The organism is Paenibacillus peoriae (assembly GCF_022531965.1).
Classification (GTDB): Bacteria; Bacillota; Bacilli; order Paenibacillales; family Paenibacillaceae; genus Paenibacillus; species Paenibacillus polymyxa_D.
In genome coordinates this window covers 357,083-380,956 of the sequence record NZ_CP092831.1, presented here as the reverse complement: position 1 = coordinate 380,956, position 23,874 = coordinate 357,083, and the positions used below count along the sequence as shown (strand labels likewise).

16 protein-coding genes are annotated in these 23,874 nt (G+C 45.4%); 6 read left to right on the top strand and 10 right to left on the bottom strand.

What is annotated here, in order from left to right:
* Positions 1 to 128: 128 nt before the first annotated feature.
* Positions 129 to 4,406, top strand: coding sequence for a S8 family serine peptidase (locus MLD56_RS01610; protein ID WP_241113456.1), 4,278 nt, complete (start codon positions 129 to 131; stop codon positions 4,404 to 4,406).
* A gap of 83 nt (positions 4,407 to 4,489) precedes the next feature.
* Here the strand turns inward: MLD56_RS01610 and MLD56_RS01605 are convergent, their stop codons facing one another.
* Together MLD56_RS01605 and MLD56_RS01600 are read right to left on the bottom strand one after the other, a co-directional pair.
* Entirely contained in the window at positions 4,490 to 5,986 is a 1,497-nt protein-coding gene (locus tag MLD56_RS01605) for a sensor histidine kinase (RefSeq protein ID WP_029516828.1), read from the bottom strand.
* Positions 5,983 to 6,669, bottom strand: a complete 687-nt coding sequence (locus MLD56_RS01600; RefSeq protein ID WP_029516829.1) for a response regulator transcription factor — start codon at positions 6,667 to 6,669, stop codon at positions 5,983 to 5,985. Before MLD56_RS01600 ends, MLD56_RS01605 begins: the two co-directional genes overlap by 4 nt.
* A gap of 240 nt (positions 6,670 to 6,909) precedes the next feature.
* Here MLD56_RS01600 and MLD56_RS01595 point away from each other — a divergent pair, with 240 nt between their 5' ends.
* The 5 genes from MLD56_RS01595 to MLD56_RS01575 all read left to right on the top strand — a co-directional run bounded on the left by MLD56_RS01595 (position 6,910) and on the right by MLD56_RS01575 (position 12,631).
* Complete coding sequence (locus MLD56_RS01595; protein ID WP_029516830.1) at positions 6,910 to 9,249, top strand: glycosyltransferase family 39 protein; 2,340 nt, start codon at positions 6,910 to 6,912, stop codon at positions 9,247 to 9,249.
* 17 nt (positions 9,250 to 9,266) lie between these two features.
* Positions 9,267 to 10,358, top strand: a complete 1,092-nt coding sequence (locus MLD56_RS01590) for a glycosyltransferase family 2 protein (RefSeq protein ID WP_029516831.1) — start codon at positions 9,267 to 9,269, stop codon at positions 10,356 to 10,358.
* Positions 10,359 to 10,361: 3 nt separating this feature from the next.
* Positions 10,362 to 10,784 (top strand): GtrA family protein, encoded by a 423-nt coding sequence (locus tag MLD56_RS01585; RefSeq protein WP_029516832.1) that lies wholly within the window; start codon positions 10,362 to 10,364, stop codon positions 10,782 to 10,784.
* Entirely contained in the window at positions 10,781 to 11,662 is an 882-nt protein-coding gene (gene galU / locus MLD56_RS01580; RefSeq protein ID WP_023986636.1) for a UTP--glucose-1-phosphate uridylyltransferase GalU, read from the top strand. Before MLD56_RS01585 ends, galU begins: the two co-directional genes overlap by 4 nt.
* A gap of 141 nt (positions 11,663 to 11,803) precedes the next feature.
* The gene (locus MLD56_RS01575; RefSeq protein ID WP_029516833.1) at positions 11,804 to 12,631 is read left to right on the top strand and encodes a class I SAM-dependent methyltransferase; all 828 of its coding nucleotides are present in this window, start codon (positions 11,804 to 11,806) and stop codon (positions 12,629 to 12,631) included.
* Positions 12,632 to 12,795: 164 nt separating this feature from the next.
* Here the strand turns inward: MLD56_RS01575 and MLD56_RS01570 are convergent, their stop codons facing one another.
* The 8 genes from MLD56_RS01570 to MLD56_RS01535 all read right to left on the bottom strand — a co-directional run bounded on the left by MLD56_RS01570 (position 12,796) and on the right by MLD56_RS01535 (position 23,874).
* On the bottom strand, positions 12,796 to 13,545 hold the full coding sequence (locus MLD56_RS01570) for a glycerophosphodiester phosphodiesterase (RefSeq protein WP_029516834.1): 750 nt from the start codon (positions 13,543 to 13,545) through the stop codon (positions 12,796 to 12,798).
* An 87-nt stretch (positions 13,546 to 13,632) separates the two neighbouring features.
* Positions 13,633 to 14,694: a hypothetical protein gene (locus MLD56_RS01565; protein WP_029516835.1), complete on the bottom strand. Its 1,062-nt coding sequence runs from the start codon at positions 14,692 to 14,694 to the stop codon at positions 13,633 to 13,635.
* A 24-nt stretch (positions 14,695 to 14,718) separates the two neighbouring features.
* A complete protein-coding gene (locus MLD56_RS01560; RefSeq protein ID WP_029516836.1) occupies positions 14,719 to 16,614 on the bottom strand; it encodes an HSP90 family protein in 1,896 nt (631 codons plus the stop codon).
* Positions 16,615 to 17,034: 420 nt separating this feature from the next.
* Positions 17,035 to 18,549, bottom strand: coding sequence for an arabinosylfuranosidase ArfA (locus tag MLD56_RS01555; protein ID WP_029516837.1), 1,515 nt, complete (start codon positions 18,547 to 18,549; stop codon positions 17,035 to 17,037).
* A 349-nt stretch (positions 18,550 to 18,898) separates the two neighbouring features.
* Entirely contained in the window at positions 18,899 to 19,681 is a 783-nt protein-coding gene (locus MLD56_RS01550; RefSeq protein WP_029516838.1) for a hypothetical protein, read from the bottom strand.
* Between the two features lie 449 nt (positions 19,682 to 20,130).
* Positions 20,131 to 21,978, bottom strand: a complete 1,848-nt coding sequence (locus tag MLD56_RS01545) for an ABC transporter ATP-binding protein (protein ID WP_029516839.1) — start codon at positions 21,976 to 21,978, stop codon at positions 20,131 to 20,133.
* A gap of 58 nt (positions 21,979 to 22,036) precedes the next feature.
* Entirely contained in the window at positions 22,037 to 23,188 is a 1,152-nt protein-coding gene (locus MLD56_RS01540) for a hypothetical protein (RefSeq protein ID WP_029516840.1), read from the bottom strand.
* Positions 23,185 to 23,874 carry a hypothetical protein gene (locus MLD56_RS01535; protein WP_029516841.1) on the bottom strand — a complete coding sequence of 230 codons (690 nt, stop codon included), beginning with the start codon at positions 23,872 to 23,874 and terminating at the stop codon, positions 23,185 to 23,187. The genes MLD56_RS01540 and MLD56_RS01535 overlap by 4 nt, the downstream gene beginning before the upstream one ends.

Genomic DNA, 23,874 nt, shown 5'->3' with positions numbered 1-23,874 from the left:
ACTGGCAAGTTAGTCACCAGTGGTCAATTCTATTATTTTAGATATTAAGGGAGGCGTGAGAATAACGGCAGTGGCTTCAAATCCTAGTATGTAGAGATATCATATTTTGATTGAAAAGAGGGAAATCTTTGAAAAAGCCGATCATTTTGCAAAAAATACCTGTCGTATCACTCGCTCTTGCCTTGACGGTAAGCTTGTCTCTGCCGTCTGTCAGTTCTGCTGCTAGCGCAGATCTGCAAATCAACTCATTTCTGGAAGCTCAGCAAGCATTGACTATTGAGGCGGCTCCGGCCTTCATTTCGCCAGAGCTCAGCACAGATTCTTCCCGTCAGGTCAGAGTCATCGTACAGCTTGATGGTGAGCCCTTAGCCGTGGACAAATATGCAGCACGTTCAGGCGTCCAAGCTTTTACAGCTCAATCTGAGCAAAAAGCGGAATCCGCGATTGCCACTGAGCAAACTACGTTCGTAGACCAAGCCGCTGAGCATGGTATTTCTCTTCAGGTGAATTACCAGTACAACACGGTGCTTAACGGCTTGGAGGTCACACTGCCAGCCAATAAGATTCCAGAACTGGCTAAACTGCCAGGCGTAAAATCCATTCATGAAAACAAAACGTATTATTCCATCCCCGTACAGGACCCGCCAACACTTACAGCCAGTGAAGCCACTTATGATAACGCACCGCTGGACCAGATTGGTGTTCCTGAAGCCTGGGCCAAAGGATTGAATGGCGCGGGAATCAAGGTCGGGGTTATTGATACCGGTATCGATTATGAGCATCCGGACTTGAAAGAAGCCTACAAAGGCGGATATGACTCTTTTGAACAGGACAACGACCCTTACGAGGAACCGTTCCTCGAAAAGGAGAATGATCCATTCGGCACAGGTTTTAGCGGAACGACACATGGTACTCACGTCTCTGGCACAATTGCTGGTAAAGCCGCCAATAAATCCTCGGATATTGTGCAAAAGGGTATTGCCTATAAATCGGACTTATACGTGTATAAAGTGCTTGGACGCAATACCAAGACGGGTCGCTCCTCCGGTTCCTCCGCACAGGTCATTGATGGTATTGAACGTGCTGTCAAAGATGGTATGAACGTCATTAACCTGTCGCTGGGCTCGGATTCCGAAAAGGACCCGAACTCCCCGGATTCCATTGCTATTAATAATGCTGTACTTTCCGGCGTAGTCGCGGTCATAGCGAATGGTAATGCGGCCCAACAAGGACCCTACTTTTATTCCATGGGTTCTCCCGCAACATCACAGCTGGCGATTTCCGTCGGTGCAGCCACTTCCCCGAGCCATAGCTATTCAAATAAAGCATCCGTCAATCTTGTAACCTATGGTAATGATGAAAAGCCTTTAACAGTTACATCAGATACCTATTACAATTTTAATATGATGGCTTGGCAAACTTTTCATGAAGATTTTTCTTCTATTATGGGGACAGAACCATTGGAATTGGTTTATGCCAATTTGGGATATCCAGATGATTTCACTTCTAAAGATGTAAAAGATAAGGTTGTGATCGTATCGCGTGGCGTCTTGGGCTTCGTAGACAAGATCGCAAACGCACAACAAAATGGTGCAAAGGCTATTATTATTTTTAATGGTCAAGCGAAATCTGGCGACAGCACACGAGCCAATCTGAGTGAAGCTATCCCTGGTTACGATGGTTACATTAATTCGAATCAAGGAGACAATGTAGATTATATCCCTACCTTTGACATGACAGGAAAAGAAGGTAGAGCACTGGCAAGACAAATCATTGAAAGCCAAAACCACAAACAAAAATTTTTTATTGCTTTTGGAGAAGAGTATCATCGTACTGACAATCCTGGTAATACCATGGCCGGATTTAGCTCCCGCGGACCCAATGGCGATGAACTGCTGAGCATCAAGCCGGACGTGAGCGCACCAGGGGTTAGCATCATGTCAACCTACCCTGCCTTCGCCAAGTTCTATCCGGATGCATCCTATGAGCAAGCTTACAAACGCAGCAACGGAACGAGTATGGCATCTCCGCATGTGGCTGGACTTGCCGTGTTGCTGAAGCAGCAACATCCGAACTGGACACCGTTTGATATCCGCGCTGCTCTGGCAAACACTTCGGTTACACTCTTTGATGAGGATAAAATCCAATATGATGTGTATTCCCAAGGTGCAGGCCTTGTAAACATCGCTAATGCGATTCAGACGCCAGCCCTGCTGGAAACCGTCGAAAAGATTACGATTCTCGACAAAAACTTTAATCGGCAGGAGGTTGTGAATTACAATCCTTCCGCCAGCTTCGGGGTGTTACGACCTGGTAGTGATGCGAAGCAGATTCAGCTTCAACTCAAAAACTTGTCGGCTAACACTGTGCAATATGAAGCCAGCACCGTGTTACATGATAATGTAACCTCTGATCCAACTAAGCCGATTGCTACACCTGACGTGAGCAACATTGCCGTTCAGTTGCAAGGTGTTGGCGCGAATGGAGCAATTTCGGCAGAACCGGGTAAATCGCAACCGTTCTTCCTGTCTGTGCAACCAAATTCGGGTGCAGCCACAGGTGTATATGAAGGGGAAGTTATTCTGAAAAGCGCCGGACTGCCAACACTACATTTGCCGTTCGTCGTTCATGTGGGCAAAGAAAACCCAACGACAGGCTTTGGCTTACAGGACCTGAGTGTTACCAACCCGATTATTTACCCAAGTCGGACAGGTGCTCAGCGCTCAACAGATTTGGCTTTCCGCCTGACCACAGATAAAACCAACCAGATCGCGCTTTATGTATACGGCGTAGATGATAAATTGATCGGTCTGATTGATGGAATAACGACTTCCAAAGAACAAGGAGCTAACGCTCGCCTCAAACAAGGCGTATATTCCTTTAAGGGTATTGACGGAAGTTACGTGGAATTAGATGACAATGGCAAGCCTGTGCTGGATGCTAATGGTCAACCCGTTATTCAACACTTGAAAGATGGCGTGTACAAGCTGGAAGTCAGTTCTCCTGAACTGAATGAAAAGGGCGAAGTTGAACGCAATACCGATGGCCCTAAACTGTTCACCGCCACTAAAGCTATTCGTGTGGATAATAGCGCCGCATCCAGCGGTAGTGGTGGAGGCGGAGGTGGCGGCAGAAGCAATACTACACCTTCTGCTGCAACGAACACATCCCCCCCTGTTCCTACATCTGCTCCTTCACTTCAAAGCGTAGTGAAGCAAGGACAGGCTGTTAAAACTGTCACTACAGCCGTTGCATTGAACAATAATGTACAGTCGCTGACAGTAACCGATGCAGATTTGCAGGCTGCCGTGACAGCAGCAGGTTCCAGCCCGACAGCTATTGTACTGTCGGCTACTAGCCAAGCAGGCCAAACGACGAAAGCATCGCTCACTTCCACACAACTGGTAACGCTGGGCAAGGCTGCAGCAGGAAGCAGCTTGATTGTAAGCAATACAGGCTCCTCTCTGGCTTTGCCAGTATCCGCTCTGAAAAATGTTCCTGCTGGTGCAGGCATTGAAGTGATCATCAGCAGCCAGGCAGAGGCGAGCGGTACATTTACAGGCAAGTTGAAAGGCTCCAATGTGATCGGCACCCCGGTAGGATTTGAAGCTAACATTGTCACTGGTGGCAAGAGTCAATCGCTCAAAGTTGCTCCAGGACAGTTTATTAGCAGATCCTTTACCGTACCTGGTCAAATTGATTCTAATACAGCCGGTGTACTCTATACGGCAAACGGAAATGTTTATCCCGTTCCATCCGTCTTCACCAAGCAGGCTGATGGATCTACCGTCGTCAAGGTAAGCCGTCCGGGCTTCTCGACGTATGCAGCGGCGACACGTCCCGTTAGCTTTGAAGATATCTCATCGTCGTATGCCCAATCCGAAATTCAATCGCTGGCAAACAAGTTGCTGATTAACGGCACGACCGACACGACTTTCTCACCGAAGAAAAACGTGACACGTGCAGAATTTGCAGCCCTGGTAACCCGAGCACTCGGCCTGACACCAGGTACTGCTGGACCATTCAGTGATATCCCGGCAGGTAGCTGGTACTCCGGCGATGTGGCAGCCGCTTATGAAGCTGGATTGATTACGGGCCGCAGCAGCGACAAGTTCGATCCGAATGCTAATATCAGTCGTCAAGAAATTGCTGTCGTGCTGGGTAAAGCTGTAGATCTGCTTCAAATCAAAGCAGCAGCCGATGGTCCTGCACGCACACCGTACCATGATGCTTCATCCTTTGCAGGCTACGCCAAGGACAGTATTGAAAAAGTAAGTGCAGCAGGCATCATCAACGGGGAAGCGATTAAAGGCTCCTCCTACTTCCAGCCGAATGCACCTACAACCCGTGAGGCATCTGCCAAGGTGCTGCATGTGCTCTTACAAAAAGCTTCGCTGATTAACTAACAATTAAAAAGCCCCCCGAGCCGTGTTATAACCAAAGCTGCGGTTCGGGAGGCTATTTTTATGTTACGCCATAATCTGCAATACTATACTGTTCCCACTAAAGGTAGCGTTACTTTGAATACACTTCCCGTTCCCGGGATACTTTCGGCCGTAATGCTCCCGCCGTGTGCTTCCACGATAGACTGTGTAATGGCCAGACCAAGACCTGCCCCGCCTGAGCTACGTGTACGCGATTCATCTCCACGATAAAAACGCTCAAATATCCGCTCCAGCTGTTCTTTACTCATGCCTGGCCCGTTATCACGAATTTGGATATCCACCAACTTCTTACCTGCAGACAGGTTTACCTGGATTACACCTCTTTCCATATCGGTATGCTGAACCGCATTGTGAAACAGGTTGAGCACGACCTGCTTGATTTTATCCCCTTCTGCCAATACCCGTATACCTGCCGTCATATCAAAAACCACCTTACGTGTACCTGCTAGCATAAGAAGCTGCGGTTTCATTTCCAGCAGCAACGCATCTAGGGGTATGTCTTCCAGCTTTAACTCCGGTGTTCGATCCAGCTTAGCCAACAATAGCAAGTCAGAGACAAGCTTATTCATCCGCTTGGATTCACCATACATACTTTCTAATGCTGATTGGAGCTGCTTCGGATTGGATGCAGCCCCACGAAGCAACACTTCCAAGAAGCCGTGAATAGACGTGAGCGGGGTGCGCAGTTCATGGGAGGCGTCCGCAATAAATCGTCTCATCTGCATCTGCAATTCCCGTTCGGCTGCAAAAGAATGCTCCAGCCGTTCCAGCATTCCGTTAAATGAAACCGCCAAACGATCCACCTCATACTGCCCCTGCTCTGCATCAAAGCGCTCGGCCAGATTGCCGGCATCAATACGTTTGACTGCCTCAACCATCCTGGAAAGGGGTACCAACGTGCGGCGCAGCACCGGAAGCATAAGCGCCAACCCAATCGCAAGTGCAATCAGAGACAATAAAATAAAGGTGCGGAGCTGGTTAATCAACTGCTCTTGCATAGAAGTCGTGGATACGCCCATTTGAAGTAAACCGGAAGAACGGTCAGGTGGACCAAGCGGACGGAATACAACCAGTTGCTCTTTCCCCTGGGCATCCGTGATTAATTGATAGCCGTGACGCATGCGCTTACTCTGCTGCATTGCTTGATACTGCTGAGTGGTGAGACGCGGCGGTTTAAGTCCATTTTCATTGGACAAGCTCTGGAAGGTGCCGTCTATACCTATAGAAGCAAGCGACATATCCGGCCAAAACAGAAACGGTCCCGGTCGATTACTCCTTCGATTGGACTCATCTTGAGGAACGGTTACCCCAGCCCCGCTCTTTTCCTGCGAATCCTTAATCAATAAATCGGCAGGAATTGAATTCAGCTGTGTATTCATGGCTTCTGCCCGACTGCGATACAGAAAATCTTTCATCAGAAAATATTGTAGAAAACCAATCAATACAAGCAACAAAGCCAAAATGAGTAACGTTCTGGCCAAAAGCTGGGATCGGAGAGAACGGAGTGCATATTTTCTCCGACTTTTCCCGCCCGCCTTCATAGCAGATCCACCCGGTATCCCACACCGCGCAGCGTACGAATGACCCGGTGCTCCTTGTCTTTGAGTTTTTCACGCAAGGAGCGAATGTACACCTCAACAATATTATCCTCGCCTCCAAAATCGTACCCCCATACCCGGTCCAGAATACGACTTTTACTTAACACAATCCCGTGATTCAACACCAAAAACTTCAATAGTTCATATTCGGTAGGCGACAGTTCCAGCACCTGACTCTGATAACGGATTTCCTTCCGTCGATCATCCACTTGAAAGGGGCCGTGAACCACTTCTCCCAGCAGATCGGGGAACTGATTGCGCAAGCGCGCTTCAATGCGAGCCAGCAGCTCATTAAAACTGAAGGGTTTTACAACATAATCATCCGCGCCGAGTTTTAATCCCTTTACCCGATCGTCGACATCATCCTTGGCAGTCAGCATAATGACCGCGATGTTATCCTCCGTCTCCTTGAGACTTTGGCACACCTCAAAACCGTTCATTTCCGGCATCATCACATCCAGCACCGCTACATGCGGGCGAAACTCTTTTGCCAAATCGAGCGCTTGACTCCCGTTCTCGGCGGTTCTGACTTCATATCCTTCATTAATCAGTCCAAGCTCTAAAAATTGCAAAATATGAGGCTCATCATCTGCCAGCATAATTTTAACTCCGTGTATTGGATTCATTATTCATCTTCCCTTTCATGTTGCTGCATTTTTCTCATATAAAAGTCGATTCATTTTCACCTGTATCTAATATACCTGAATCCTGTCGCAAAAAAAGCACCCCTGCTCAGCTTTCAGCTAACGTTCAGGGAGCGCTCAGAACGCATTAAGGTACGTCTGGCATGATAATAGCAAGCCGGTAGTTCACCGGGCCAAGATCGGAATAAATACAAAGAAACTTTCACAGGGAGTGGAATGAACATGATTAAGAAATGGTTTAAGACCAGGGCGGACATCCCCCTGATCATCATTATGCTGATATCCGCATTTTTGAACGGATACAACATCTGGCAAGACAAATATGTAAACACCTACTACACGACGGCCGTAGCAAGCATGCTACAAAGCTTTCACAACTTCTTTTTCGCCTCACTTGATTCTGCCGGATCGGTAACGGTAGACAAACCCCCTGTGGTGTTCTGGATTCAGACACTGAGCGCCTATATATTCGGGCTTCACGGATGGAGCGTTATCTTGCCACAGGCGCTGGCTCAAGTCGGATCGGTCTTGCTCGTTTACTTGCTCGTCAAACCGAGCTTCGGTACGATGGCCGCACGTTTGGCCGCCTTCGCCATGGCAACGACACCGATAGCCGTAGCGGTTAGCCGTACGAATAACATCGACGCTATGTTGGTTTTCACACTGTTGCTCGCAACATGGCTATTGTTCAGAGGCCTTAGAAATAGCAAAACCGGGCTGATCCTTGCTGCTTTCGCAGTCGTAGGCATCGCCTTTAACGAAAAAATGTTACAAGCCTATATGATCGTTCCCGCACTGGGTCTGTTCTATCTGCTGGCTTCCAAGTTTAACTGGAAGCGAAAAGCAGCAACACTGGTAGGATCAGCAGTTGTCCTCCTGATCGTATCACTCTCTTGGGCAGTCGTAGTGGACTCTACTCCGGCAGATGAACGCCCTTATATGGGGAGTAGCGGTACGAACTCTGTGCTGAATTTGGCCTTTGGTTATAACGGCCTGTCCCGTCTGACAGGAGATCAGGGTACAGGTGGCAATCGTGGCGGAGAACGTACGGATCGGAACAATAACGCTGCAACGAATAGCAGCAACACAAACACGGATCAGGCTCAGACGACCACATCATTGGACAGCACTACTTCTACGGATGACTCAGGTGCCAACAACATGGGTGCAGGTGGTCAAATGCCACCGGGTGGATTTGGCGGCAACGGACAAGGTGGTCCTGGAGACGGGCAAGGTGGCCAGGGCGGTCCAGGCGGTGGACCGGGAGGGAATTCTGGTGGCGGCATGTTCGGTACTGGCGAAAAAGGACCTTTACGGTTGTTCCAATCCTCCCTGTCAGGTCAAGCCAGCTGGCTGCTTCCATTTGCATTAATTGCTTCCATCGGCCTGCTTGCAAGCATTCGACGTCGTAATATCACACAAAAACACAAAGAGGTCATCTTCTGGCTGACCTGGTTGATTCCCGTAGCTGCATTTTTCAGCGTAGCAGGATTCTTTCATCATTATTACCTGATTATGCTCGCGCCACCAATTGCAGCGCTCTTTGGAGCAGGATTCGTAGAATTGTGGAAGCAGTATCGTGAGCGTTCCAACTGGCTCTCCTGGCTGTTACCCGCAGCAGTATTGGCAACCTCGGTATTTAGCTGGTTTGTTTTGCAAAATTACAACGATACCATTGGCAGCGGCTGGTCCATCACGGTATTGATCTTAGGGATCATCGGCACGGTGCTGCAGGTAGTGGCACGAATGAAATCTGAGAAGTTCACAAGATTCGCCATCATTGCAAGTGTACTCGCTATGTTTATCGGTCCTGCATATTGGGCATTGACACCGATCATCTACGGAGGGAACAGCATGATTCCACAAGCCGGACCCACTCAATTTGGCGGCGGTGGCGGTGGCGGAATGCCGGGCGGCAATGATCGCAATAGAGGTCAGAGCGCCAATGGACAACAAGCCGAAGGAACTCAAACGAATAACCAGACCAATAATGCAGAGAATTCCAGTCCTGATGGAAATACTTCAAGCACACAAACAAGTACAGACACGGAGCAAAAATCTTCTACCCGTTCCAGAGGAATGGGAGGACCCAACGGTAGCCAAAGTTTAGATCAAAAAACGTTGAGCTATTTGCAAAAAAATAACACAGGTGAAACCTACCTTTTCGCAGCAAGTAATTATTCAACGGCTGCTCCTTACCTGGTCGAGGCCGGACAAAAAGTAATTATTATGAACGGTTTTGTATCCTCCGATCCAGTCTATACCGTCGATAAAATCAAGGCGCTGGTCGAAAGCGGACAAGTGAAGTACTTCATGATTTCTGGTGGAGGCGGCGGACCGGACGGCGGTAACTCTGAAGTCACTGCATGGATCAAAGAACACGGCAAGTTGATCCCTACAGATGAATGGAAAACAACAGCAGACGAAACAAGTACAGACGTTAAAGCCACCGAGAGCGGAAGCGACACGACGAACAGCAATGCGAACGCCCAGGATGGTCAAGGTGGCCCTGGCGGAGACGATCGTGGCGGAAGCGGTACTTTATACGAAATCACATTATAAATGAGGAGGAACTACGAATGAGTGAACCCATCCGTTATTCCATAGTTATTCCGATGTACAACGAGGAAGCTGTTATTACGGAAACCTACCGGAGGCTGAAACAAGTCATGGGCTCAATGGGTGAGCCCTACGAGCTGATCTTCGTAAATGATGGAAGTTCGGACCGCAGCGTCCAATTGATCAAGGAATTCAGTCTCAGAGATGACACCATTGTATTGATTGATTTCTCTCGCAATTTTGGTCATCAGCTAGCGATTACCGCCGGGATGGATTATGCGGTGGGGGAGGCGGTCGTCGTCATTGACGCCGACCTCCAAGACCCGCCGGAACTGATTGTTGAGATGGCTAACAAGTGGAAGGAAGGCTATGAAGTGGTCTACGCCAAACGGCTCAAACGCAATGGCGAAACTCGCTTCAAGAAATGGTCTGCCAGCCTCTTCTACCGTGTACTTAAAGCATCAACGGACATTAATATCCCGGTCGACACCGGGGACTTCCGCCTAATGGATCGTAAGGTCATAGAAGAATTGAAACGGCTGCCGGAAAATAACCGATTCGTTCGTGGACTGGTCAGCTGGATCGGATTCAAACAAACTGCTGTAGAATATGAGCGCGACGAGCGGCTCGCGGGCGAGACCAAGTATCCGTTGAAACGAATGATCAAGCTCAGTCTGGACGGGATCACATCCTTTTCGATTAAGCCGCTCAAGCTGGCAGGGTATATCGGTGCACTTCTCTCCATGTCCGGCTTCCTGTATCTGATGTACGTACTGTTTCTCAACTTTTTCACCGACTCCTACGTGATGAAGGGCTGGTCGTCTATGATTAGCATCAGCCTGATTTTCGACGGGGTGATCCTCATCATTCTCGGTATTATGGGTGAATATGTTGGACGGATTTATGACGAAACCAAAGCACGTCCGCTATACATTGTCCGTGAGCATCTGGGTGGACAATACGAAAACGGTCCGACACATGCTATGAAGGCCCCTGAACCACGCGAGTCCCTGTACATGCAAGGAGCCCGTGAAAGCCTGATTTCGGCAGGACGCACAGTGCGCGGCAACAGTGCGGTATATACCGGACCCAAATCCGGTCATGGAGCCTAAACTATGAAAAGTCGCATGGCCCAGCTGCTTCCTATGATTCGATTTGGCATTGTAGGTCTGGTGAATACAGGCGTAGATTATATTATTTTTATGCTGCTAGCTTGGGGCGGAGTGCCGGTCATTGTAGCGCAGATCATTTCGTACAGCTGCGGCACAGCCAACAGTTATATTTTGAACAGCAAATGGACATTCAACAAACAACTATCAAACGACACAAACAAGCGTCAATTACCCAAATTTATCGTCATCAACCTGGTCGTATTAGGGATAACCTCCCTATTACTGCAAGTGCTCCACACGGGAACCGAGTTGCCACTTGCTTTAGACAAGCTGATCGCCACCGCAGCCGGAATGATCATCAATTATATCGGGAGCCGATACTGGGTATTTGGTTCCCCATCCCGAAAGGAAAGTGAGTTTCTATGAGAAAAATTACAAAAGCTGTTATTCCAGCCGCCGGATTAGGAACCCGTTTTCTACCAGCTACGAAAGCTTTACCGAAAGAGATGCTTCCCATCGTAGACAAGCCGGCTATTCAATATATCGTAGAAGAAGCTATCAAGTCCGGAATTGAGAGCATCATTATCGTAACGGGGCGTAATAAAAAAGCCATCGAGGATCATTTTGACAAGTCTGTGGAGTTGGAGCAGGTACTGGAGAGCAAAGGTAAATACGATCTTCTGCGTGAAGTTCAAAGCATCGGGGGTAAAGCAGTCATTCACTATATCCGTCAAAAAGAACCTCTCGGCTTGGGACACGCGGTAAGCTGCGCTCGTCAGTTCATCGGCGATGAACCATTTGCCGTGTTGCTGGGCGATGATATTATGAATTCCTCCACCCCGGCGATCCGTCAAATGATGGATGTCTACGAGGCGACTGGCAAGCAAGTGGTCGGCGTGCGCACGGTGGAAGAACAAGATGTGAGTAAATACGGCATTATTGACTCTACTCACCAGAACGGTCTCATCCACGAAGTCGGCGGGCTTGTTGAAAAACCTTCTCCGGCAGATGCCCCTTCGCGGCAGGCAGTCATTGGTCGGTATGTATTGGAGCCTTCCATTTTCTCTATATTGGAAAACCTGTCCACTGGGGCAGGCGGTGAATATCAATTGACAGACGCACTCCATCAGGTAGCATTGCAGAACCAACTGCTCGCATTGGAACTGGAAGGCACACGTTATGATATTGGAGATAAAGCTGGATATCTGGAAGCCGTGCTCCACATGGGTATGCAACGCGAAGATTTGCGTCCAATGCTTGACTCCATGATGCGCGAGTGGGCGCTTGCTTCAATGATAAAATAGGGAATTTCCCCTCCGAAATCCGACGGGTGCTGTGAAATCACGAGAGTAGATGGATGAACATGTAAACCTGTACAATGTAGGAGTACAGCAGCATTTGAATCTGCTCGGCCGCCCGGTCGAAACTAAGGAGGAAGAGGACCTATAATACCTGAGGGAAATCTGCAAAGCAACGTAGATCGTTTTAGCGGTTTTGCCGACAACTACGATCAGCACCGCCCGGAAGCACCGTCACTCGTCGTGGAAATCGTCAGCCGCTATCTGGAGCGAAACGTAGAGCTCGTTGCCGATATTGGCTGCGGTACAGGACTTTCAACTTTCATATGGGAAAACGCCGCTCGGCAAGTCGTCGGTATCGAGCCTAACTCGGACATGAGAGGAAAAGCGCAGCACAAGCTGGAGACAGCAGGAACGACAAAGGCAGGAACCATTTCCTTCAAAAGCGGGTTCTCCAACAACCTGCCCTTTGAGGACGGAACTGTAGACGTCATCACCTGCTCTCAATCCTTTCACTGGATGGACCCCGAGAGCACGCTTCAGGAAGCGGGCAGGGTCTTGGCTCAGGGCGGCGTGTTCGCAGCCTTTGACTGTGACTGGCCTCCGGTGCTGCAATGGCAGATAGAGCAAGCTTATACAGAGCTTATCACCAAAGCGGATACCCTTTTGGAACAGGAAGCCCCAGTAGAGCAGCAAGCTCATAAATGGAGCAAGGATCAGCATTTAGCTAATCTGCACCGCAGCGGGCAATTCCGATATACCCGGGAGATTGTTTTCCACAACCGTGAGCAGTGTGACGCAGCTCGTTATACAGGGCTCGCTCTCAGCCAAGGGGGTATTCAAAGTCTCTTAAAACTTGGCAATAGAACGCTTGACGGCGATGTAGCCCGCTTCGTGAACCTGGTAGAGAATCATTTTCAGGGCAGAACACTAGACATTCTGTTCAGCTATCGTATGCGGCTCGGCATCAAGTAGAAAGGAATCAAGGCCATCGTGGATGATACGCTCTTCGGCTTAGGGCAAAAAAGACTCTCCCTCGCCTCGTAAAAACGAGTGCGTACAGGAGAGTCTTTTTCTTCAATAAATAGCCACGCTCATATCCCTGCAAACCTTAGTTGCAGTTCCACTGTGTCTTCAACCTAGGAAGAGCGGACAGCCAATAAGTGCGCCAACCGATCAGGATAGTCCGTGATAATGCCGTTTACCCCGGCCTCTAGCAGACGCTTCATTTCTTCTGGCTCATTCACCGTCCATGGGTGGTAGACGACGCCTAATGCCAAAGCCTTTGATACAGCTTCTGGTGTAACCACTTGTTTGTAGGCATGAAGTGCGGTAACCCCAAATTGGGTGGCATACTCGGATGGGCGGACCATAATTTCGATATACAGCGCCCCCGTCTTGATTTCAGGAGCAAGCTGCGCACAGAGCGCCAGCGATTCGTGATTAAAGCTGGATATGATTACCCGCTGTTCTAATCCAAAACGCTTCACGGTAGCAATGACCTCTTCCTCCATTCCCGGATAGAGATAAATGCTATTTTTCAACTCTAAATTAATTATTGTATTCGAGGAGGACTGGGCTAGTTCCAGTAGCTCATCCAGCATTGGGACCCGCTCACCTCGGAATTTCTCACCAAACCAGCCGCCCGCATCCAATTTATTTAATTCTTCCAGCGTAATATCCCTTACATCCAGTGAGCAACCTGTCGTACGCTTCAGCGACTCATCGTGAATCAGCACCAGATGCCCATCTTGGGTACGCTGCACATCCGTTTCTATACCTGTTGCTCCCAGTTCCAAGGCGTGGCGGAATGCCGCCATCGTATTCTCAGGACATACACCTGAAGCTCCGCGGTGTGCGAAATTAATCACCTTTCCGGTTACAGTCACCACATAACCCCTCCTGTCATTTCACAGGAACATTATACCTGCTCATTGTTTGGGCAGTATAAAATATTCGTCACAGCTACACTTCTTCTATGCCGTTTGAACAATTTTCCCGATCCACTCGGAATAAAACGTATTCCCGTTCCGTCGATCAAAATCAGCCGCCGCTGACTCTGCCAGTGGCCTAAAATACGCAATGATTTCCGTCAATGTGCGCTCCTCTTTCCCCCATTCCAAGGAAGCCGGCAACCGGATCAACCGTTTTTCTCCCGAAGTATCCAACTTTTGCAGCAGACTCACCATCGTCGCGTAAAAATACATCTGCTCCAGCCCGCTCTCATAGTCTAGCGCCATATGTAGATGACGCTCTACCACTTCGATCCCTTGAACCGGATCAGCAATCGTCAAATATTCGATATGCTCTGCTATCGTTTTCAGAAAGTCACGGTCATCCCGGACTAGGCGATAGCCTTTACGATGCTGCTCCTTTGCCTGATCAACCTCGCCTTGACGATAAAGCGGCAATAGCACCTGCGAGAGCGTCACATGCGGCACTTCTGCACATCTCATACGACCCGACAAAATCGGTTTTGCCACGGCAAGCGCCTGCTCATCCTCTCCGGCCAAGTAGTAGAACCGCACCATCTGGCTCTGCTCGCAGGCTTCACAATCACTCATACTGTCCCGTTCGATCAAGCGGAAGGTATCCAGATATCGCCGTGCTTCTTCCAGATTTCCCATGTCCATCGCGATGCGGAACTTATAATAGTAATATGGACGCTCATTATACCCGTATTCGGCATAACGTCTGCGCATATCCTCCGCCAGATCTTCTATTTGAGTCTTCGATATATTGGAAAAGCTGCACACCTTCCCAAGTATCCATTTGTAATTCCACAACAGCTCATCTGCGTCGTATTCCTCTGGATTTTGATCAAATTGGCCCAACTGCCACGAAAAAGCAATCAGCGACTTCAATGGGTATCCGTTAAAAATAGCGCAGTCTACAATCTCTCCCCGAATTTCATAAGCGAGTTCCTTCAATCCGGAAGTGTCTGCCAAGCGAACAGCCTCTTCCAGAATCGCCAGCTTTGCCGCCCCTCCGGGCATATCCTGCGCCTGCTCCATCAATTCATATATTGTCTCTTCCATTTGAATCCTCCCTTAATTACGCAATTACGTATTCTGTCCGTTCCCTAATCCCCAATTGATAAAATGCAGTACACTCCGGTTCATCAGCCCTAGCTCACTGCGGTTCATCGGATAGTGACCCATCATAAGCGCATTCACATACATCATTTCTGTAGCAGCCGTAACCATCTGCGTATCGGTAGCTTCAAGAATTCGGGCCACCACCGGGTTGTTCAGATTAAAGTATAAAGTGGAGTAGCCCGAATTTTGCTGGACTCCTGCTTTCAGACTATCAAGCACATTGGAAAAAAGTGAGGTTGTCTCCTCAACCGTGTTTTCCATGGAGCGCAAGGTCAGTGCATCCTGAGAAATGGTATACAATACTGGCAAACTCGCAGGCTCAAAACGCTTCAACTCAGCGCGACAACGCATTGGCTGCAAAGCAGCATCCATGACACGTAGTACACCGTAATAATTCTCGCGCTCTTCCTGTGTTAGCCCGGTAAATGATAGAGATACTTCCTCAGGGCTAAGACGCTCTGTTTGCAGGTTAGGGTCAATCCAATGCAGCTTTTCCAAAATGTCTGAATCATAAATATAGCCGCCATTGATCACCAACATGGATTGCGCCGCCGCCACATGCGTAATCTGACGATACTCATCTACTGTCGATGTGTAATGCAACGGACGTCCGCCCGCCTCTCGGATCAGTTCACTCAGTTCACGCCGCCCAAATGTACTTTCGAAGGAAAACCAGCGATGCATAATCCGCAGAAATTCATCATCCTCGACCGCGAGCGCCTTCATGGACAGCTCGTGCAAACGAATCCAGTGTTGCAAACGGTCTGGTTCATATTCCGCCATGCGTAGCAGTTCTTCCCGAATACAGGTCCCCAATTCAGAACGAACCGCATCAAGCTGCTCATTTTCATAAAAATATTCACGTGATGCCGTTGGTTGCAATTCATCTGTCCAAATCAGGCTTTTAATGAAGAATGCCCATTCTGGCAATACATTTTCCGCCTTATCGGACACCAACATATGCTTCAAGTACACCCGGTGCAGCCGCTTGCTGTTCAGATTAACACTACGAGGCAAAATGAATGCAATCCCGCCTGTTCTGCCCGATGCCGTCCGCAACGGTATAAAATCACTGAAGCGCTCGCCCATCAGGCGATAGCCTAAATCTAGCACCTCACTACGGCGGCTCCGTAATTGTTCTGGGTCCTGCATCCAGCTCGTCGATGGAAGATTGACGCGCTTGGTCTCCCCGTCTACAGACAGTATGACCGGATACGGCAGCAACGCACCATAATAGAATAAAGACTCCTCTACATGCGCCGGCTCATAATAAAACTCACTTCCCGGCTTGCAGCGCAAATAAATTTGCGTTCCTACAGGCAGTTCGGTCTCCAATCGACGAATCGTATACGTCCCATCCGGCTTCCCTCTCCATTCCATGGAGACGCCTTCCTTCACCGAGCGGGTCAGCACCACAATTTCATCGCTCACCATAAAGCAGGATAGCAACCCAATCCCAAATCGTCCGATAAACGAAGTCTCAGAAGCCAGCAAATCGGCTCCCTTCTTGGAAGACTGACCGATAATCGATAAAAAACGGTGAATGTCTTCTTCTGACAACCCAATGCCGTTATCCTGAATCATCAATACCTGTTGCTCCCCGGCACCAGATAACTCTACGATGACTTTGCCTTCATAGTTGTTACTCTCAGAAGCTGTAGCTTCAAGGGTCTTGTCTTCTTTCAATACTTTACTTTCAGCAGCAACCTTCCGCAGCTCCTTGCGAGCCGTGATCGCATCTGTTGCATTTTGCAGAACCTCACGTATAAACACTCGTGGACTGCTATATAAATGATTGGCCAAAATATCAATCATACCGCCCAAGTTCACTTGAAAACGATATTGGTCTGTTTGACTCATAGAGATCATTCCTTTCTCGAAATGCTACTGCCATCATCTGATTTAAATAGACTGTCTTTTAAAGTATAACGTGGATTTAAGTCGGATTGCACACCCTGCATTTCAGATATCAGTACGTTGACAACGACATAATAGGGTCTTTTTTCACCTAGGAAGTCTGGCACTGGGTCTAATTAACTTCATAAAAATGTACGGAGTACGAGCACTTAGTGAATAAAGGTCATCTTTGTCTAGTTAAATTTAGTAATAAACATAATATTTATTTAAAATCCACCCTTCTCTCAGAACCCTATATCTATGGAGGGACAAATGGCTCATTTTACGCAAAAAGCTCGCATTGCCGCTCTTGTAATACTCTTACAAGAGAGAATGCGAGCTTATTTAGGTACAGTCGAAGCTGTACCCTTTTACAGAAGAGAATTAATGAGACTTAGCGAGACGGATAACGTTCCACGATGCTTTGCCCAAATGAGCTTTTACAATTCCGTCATCAAGCTTGGCGTTACCGCCGTTGTGAGGCGTAACTTTTTCACCAGCTGGACTGTTGGTCGCTTTAAGATCATCATGCTCCAATACAGTATGCTCGACAATGCGGTAGCCTTCAAAACTGCGTACATCTACTGTCAGCTCCAGCGATTCAGACAAATGACGGTTCACTGCAAAGACAGTCAGCGCGTCTCCCTCTTCATCATAAACTACAGCGCTGTCCAGATAAGGGATGTCTGTGAAGTCCTTGGAGTCGTATTTTTCCGAATCCACGACAGGCATCAGCGATATCCCACGACCATAACGGGAGGCATGCAGATACGGATAGAAGATCGTTTGTTTCCACGCCTTTCCACTATTCTCGGTCATGATTGGCGCAATAACGTTGACCAGTTGGGCGAGACAAGCCATTTTCACACGATCCGCGTGGCGCAGGAACGTAATCAACATGCTGCCTACCAACAATGCATCCTCAAAGTTATAGATATCCTCAAGCTGCGGTGGTGCCACAGACCACGGATCAATTTTTTTGTCCGCATCATTGGAGTGGTACCATACGTTCCATTCGTCAAAGCTGAGCATCATTTTTTTCTTGCTGCGTTTCTTTGCTTTGATATAGTCACAAGTCGAAATGACCGTATGGATAAAATGATCCATATCCATAGAGCGTGCCAGATAATTAGCCGTATCATTGTCATGATTGCCGTAGTATTGGTGCAAGGAAATATAGTCGGCTACCTCATAGGTATGATCCAGTGTGGTTGCTTCCCATTCCGGGAACGTTGGCATCGTGGAACTGGAGCTTCCACAGGATACAAGCTCAATGTCAGGATCAATCAGCTTCATAGCTTTTGCAGATTCAACAGCCAGACGGCCATATTCTTCTGCTGTCTTGTGACCAATCTGCCATGGGCCATCCATCTCGTTACCAAGACACCAAGTTTTAATCTTATGTGGTTGCTCAACCCCGTGACTACGACGTAGATCACTCCAATAGGAGCCGCCTGTGTGGTTGCAATATTCCACCAGATTACGCGCAGCATCAATTCCGCGTGTACCCAGATTAACCGCCATCATGACTTCGGAACCTACATCCTTGGCCCATTTGAAAAATTCATTCGTGCCTACTTCATTTGGCTCGACCGTTCTCCACGCCAGCTCCAACTGTCTAGGTCTGGACGCGACAGGGCCGACACCGTCTTCCCAATTGTAACCGGATACAAAATTACCGCCCGGATAGCGTATAATAGGAACATCAAGCTGTTTTACCAACTCTTTAACATCATTACGGAAACCGCTTTCATCACTAGTTGAATGAGTAGGCTCGTAAATACCGCCATATACGGCACGCCCGAGATGCTCTACAAAAGAGCCATAAATGCGTTTATCGACTTCAGCAATACGAAAAGATTTGTCTACAATCATCTTTGCTTTTACAGCTGCTGCCACCTAAACCATCCTCTCTGAATGCGAAAATAAAATCCGTTCTACCACCAAGATTAAGAAGCCGTTTTATTTACGGTTTTAATATAACACACCCTATTTATCATAGTCAATATTATCATTAAATACTTAATATATTTATTAATATTTATAATAAACGATAAGCAATTGGTTACGTATTTCTAAATATTTTGTTTTATAAACAAACTTATTGAGTGAATAACCACTTTACCAAATAATAATAGTTGTCCTGCTGTTCATATTTCCATTAGAGTAAACGGAGGTGCTTCTTTGAACGATAGCGTTCGTCTGAAAGCACCCTCCTAATTTCCGTACTATACACATAATATCCCGATCAGACAGCAATGTTCACCTTCACACCTGCAGTCTTAGCTTTGTCTTTAGCTGAGTCCATATAGGCATGGAGCTCTTGTTCAGTCCACCTCCTACCAACCTCTATACTTGCTTCCTTCTCATCCTTTGGTTCATCTCGATCTGTTATCGTAGGTTCCTTATTCACTGCTTCACTAATGCGCTCGTTGATGTTCAAGGCAATCTCCATAATTTTACCATCAAGGCCTTCTGCCTTCTCACGTAAAGTAGCTGATCTTGCAGGATTAGTATTTTCCCAACCTTTAGCTTCGCTTTTCAACGTAATTTGTGCCATTTTATTGATTTTCGAATTCTTTAACTCGTTGTTTGCTGACACAATACTATGCATCGTATATGTGATTAGACTTTGCTTTTGCTCCTCTGCAGTCTTGTGCGTATATTGTTCCTTTTTACCTTCCTGAGCTTCTCTTTGACTTTCCTCATCCATGCTAAAAGCTTTTTTTTGTTCTTCCATTAACTGTTTCTGAATGTTCTCGTCAATTTGTTGAATCTGCATATCTATCTTTTCCATTTCAGCTTTTACAGCCTCCAGACCGAGGCCACGTTTTAGAGCATTACTTATATAGTCCGAACGCCTCTCCATCAAATTTTGCTTTTGCTCTGTCAATTGTTGAATAACCTTATTTTGCGGTTTACCTATACTCTTCCTTTCTGTCTGACTGGAAAGGGGATGCCGTGATTCAAGTGGGTTGTTATCTGCGATGCGGAACGGCGATTGCTGAGATGATGTAAATGATACATTCATCCTAAAACCTCCAATTCTTTTCTGATAAGTGATTCTAGAAATATATCGGTTTATTCTGTATGTTTTTTCATTATTTTCACAAATCTTTATTCTTTCTTGTTCCACTGCTAAGCAGTACCTTATCGTTTCGTATAAGCTGTCATATATAAAGCAACCTCTCCCAATATACGCTGCCTGTGTCTTCCTTGCTATCAAATATAATATTTCGGTTACGGCTACAACGACTCGAATCTATAGACTGAAAAGAAAACTTCGTACATTGTCTCATCAATATTGTCTAACTCATATATAAATTTATCCATGAAAGCAAAAAAGCGGAGCCCCTCTTCCTAAGAGAAGCTCCGCTGTTCGTATGTGACTATGACTCGTATATTCTACATAGTCTACTTCTCTAGGTAAAAAATAATACTGTTCCCAGCCCAAATATATGCCAGAATCCCTATACACAGTTAGCGTGTATCATTAGTAACTAACGCTTTCTGGAATGTATTAATTTCATCAGAAAATAAATCATAGTAAAGCCCTCGACTTTCAATTAGTTCTTGGTGAGTTCCTTCTTCTATAATCTGACCCTTATCCAAAACTAAAATTTTACCTGCATATAGAACAGAGGTATAACGATGAGAAATGTAGAGGCAAAGCCTATGAATAACAAAATTTTGAAATTGGCGAAATACTTGTTTTTCTGACTCTGGATCAAGAAATGAACTAGGCTCATCCAATACGTAAACGTCAGCATCTTTGAAGAGCGCTCTGGATATAGCTATCTTTTGCCACTGCCCTCCTGAAAGCTGTATACCCCCTTCAAAGTTTCTTCCTAGCTGTTGTTCTAATTGATTAGGAAAATGTCGTATTACCTTATCTACTCCTGTATATTGTGCCGATTCCCATATCCTAGTATCAAATTCAAGATGTTCTATGCTGCCAAAACCTATATTTTCTCTTACTGAAAAGTCGAATTGAACAAAATCCTGAAATATAACGCCTACTTTCTTGTAAAGCATTTCTTTATTATAATTTCGAATCGAGATTGAATTGATTAAAATATCTCCTTTAAAGTCATCATATAATCCCGTTAAAAGTTTTATCACAGTTGTTTTCCCTGATCCATTCCTGCCCACTAGAGCAAGAGATTCACCACGCCTCATTTTAAAACTTATATCTTTGAGAGCCCATTCTTTTTGATCTGGGTAGGCAAATGAAACATTTTTAAATTCTATGCTTTCTATCGTTGAATCAGCTTGTATACCTGATTCTCTTAGCAACATACTAGAACTGTCTTGTTTATGTTTTATGTTAAAAAAAGCGAATAATTCATCTAAATACAGATTATGATCACATAATGAAATCAATCCTTGAGATACTGTGTTAATATTTTGATTAGCTAATAATACTGCTTGAACTAATGCATAAATACTGCCAACGAGAAATTCTTCTTTCCATGCTATTTGTATAATCATAATCAAAGCAATGGATATAAATAATGTACTTATTACTTGAAAAGACAAATATAACGTAATACGTTTTTTGGCTAAATACTTATCCTCTTTGTAGAAAACATCAAAAATGCCCTTATATTTTGCTGTAAAGTAGTCACTAAGTTGATACAATACGACTTCTTTAAAAGACTTCTCATTAGTCAATAAGTAATTAATATACCTGGATTTACGTTGTAAAGGAGCCCGTTTTTTCTTGGCCACATATTGAATTTGTGTGAACCTTAATAAAGAATAAAAAGATGCTAGTGGAGAAACAACAAGAATGAGTAAGACCCACCATCTGAATGCTATTAAAATGGCGATACTAGAGCATAACGTAACCATGGAACTTAGCAAATTAATGAGTTCTTTATAGATCTGAATAGGTCTATCTATTGAGTCGTTTTGTACTCTTTTGAGTTGATTATGTACTTGCGGACTTTCAAAATCCGCAAGATTAAATGTCGATGTTTGTGATACTATTAATGTTTGTAATTTATTTATCAGTGAAATTTGGAACAATTTATCAGAATATTCAATTAAACTTGAAATAAGCAAACTAGAAAACATCACGATAATTACAGGGAAAACTGCGCTTATTTGAAGCTTATGCCATACCGTGCTAGTCTCTAATTCAGAAACCAAATACTGTATGGAGAGAAGGTTAGCAATCGGGAGTATTCCTTTTAGTAGATAGCCAAAAATAATGATAATAAAGTAGATAGGTTCTGTACTCCATAATAACTTAGTTAACTTCGGCCAATATTGGAATGAATGAAATATAGCTCTTATATTCACATGGTCTGCCTCACGTTCCATGCATTCCATCCCTTTCTTTTATATCTATTATTATCGGTTCTTCACGAAATCTCGCTATTTAGCTTTCACTCTCCTGAAGTGTATAGACATTTCCAGGATTTTTTTCTCTAACCTCCATAATAATGTCATTTTTTAGTCGTTTAAAAGCGTTAACTTGCTCATTGGACAAGTGGGGCGTTTGCGGCAAAATGTAATCAATCCACTTACTCGCCCAATCCATCCCACGATTGAATTCTAAGAGCTTATTTGAATAAATATTAATTTGAAGTTTATTATTATGGTGTACTATTATTTTCGGCTCGAACGATGACATGGAATGCATTCTGGTGATTTGCAAGGTATAGCGAACCGGGTGTGTCTCCTTTTTCTTAGCCACTTGATACAGCGTTTCAAAGAGGGCGGCAAATTGCTTCGCCTGATACGAACTAATGCCCTTATACTCTACTTGTGTTTGTCCCACAGTTATTTTTTGAAACGACGATGTCTGTACATTCTCATTAAATAGCCTCTCATATCCCCATACGCCAATCAGTATACTACAAGCAAGGACCATACTGATCCAAGGGATTATAGACTTTTTGCCACCTCCGCGCCGACTGGATAACAATGTGCCTAATCCGTAAAATAATAAACTACAGCCTAAGAGTCCAAAGAGATTTCGCCAGTTGATCAAATAGGGGTTGAATATATTTACTACAGGAGATATGTAACGAAATTTTTCATTAAAAGACCAGGAAACTAAACCTATGGGAAGGTAAAAAGCAATGAGAAAAGTGAAGGCCAACCCATAATGCCTTACTACCTGCCCCAACAAGAGACCCAACATCGACGAAAAAAAACTAGTAAAAAACACAATGATAACCAAATTCCATAATGATACATCAGCGAATGATTTCCATAAAAGTCCTACCATCATGAGCAAGAGAGGAAACGAAAGAATTAAAGAAACATAAAGCTGATAAGTGATTAGACGGTAATTAGGAAAGACAGAAATATATATATACGGCTCTGTATGATTACGATTATGTATACTCGCAATCTGCAAAGAAAAAAAAGCTACAAATAGCAAGTTAACACTATAAGTTATTGCAATACCTTCATTCATTATTAAATTGAATAAAACAACCACACTAAAGGAAACGAGCAAGGTTACTGCTTGTTCTCTTCGGAGCAAAAGCTGCAGCCAGAAACGAACTATAATTCCATTCATTCTTGTACCCTCGCCATCCATAGATGATTACTGACTTTCATCAATACCCACATAAGCAAAAATAGGGATATTCGCCCGAAAGCAAACGAACGTGTAAAGAAGTTGGAAATAATCCAATCTGGATTAAACCAGATTGAAATGTAGGGCAAGTTGATAGTAATACTGGTTAAAAGGTAGACGAGCATTACAATGTTCACATACAGTTGTTTACGTAAGAGCAAGTTCAATATGACGGTAACTTGAACAGAATATCCCATAGTTGCTACACCCGCTACTGTTAGATGAAGCAGTGTCAAGAATGGAGCCTTACCATGAGTCGTCCATTGAACTACACAAATCATAGCTAAAGCGACAAACTGAAATAAGCAAACCACTCCCCATAATACACAACTCTTACAATAAAAATATTGGGCTCCTTTATGCAATTTAGGCATAATAACAGAAGAGATCATTTTTTGCTTCTCGCCATCATAAAGAACAGAATACATCAACGGCATTAATAATATGGTAAAGAACATTTGTCCATGATGCAAAAATATCCATAACTCGTTATTCTTATTCCCTGCTCCTAGATATAAAAATAAAGGAATTAAAAAACAAGAAAACGTTAGTGCTATAAAAAACACTATACTTTTCTTCAAAAGTAAAATTTCAAATTGAACTAGGGCTCTGATTACTTGTCCCAT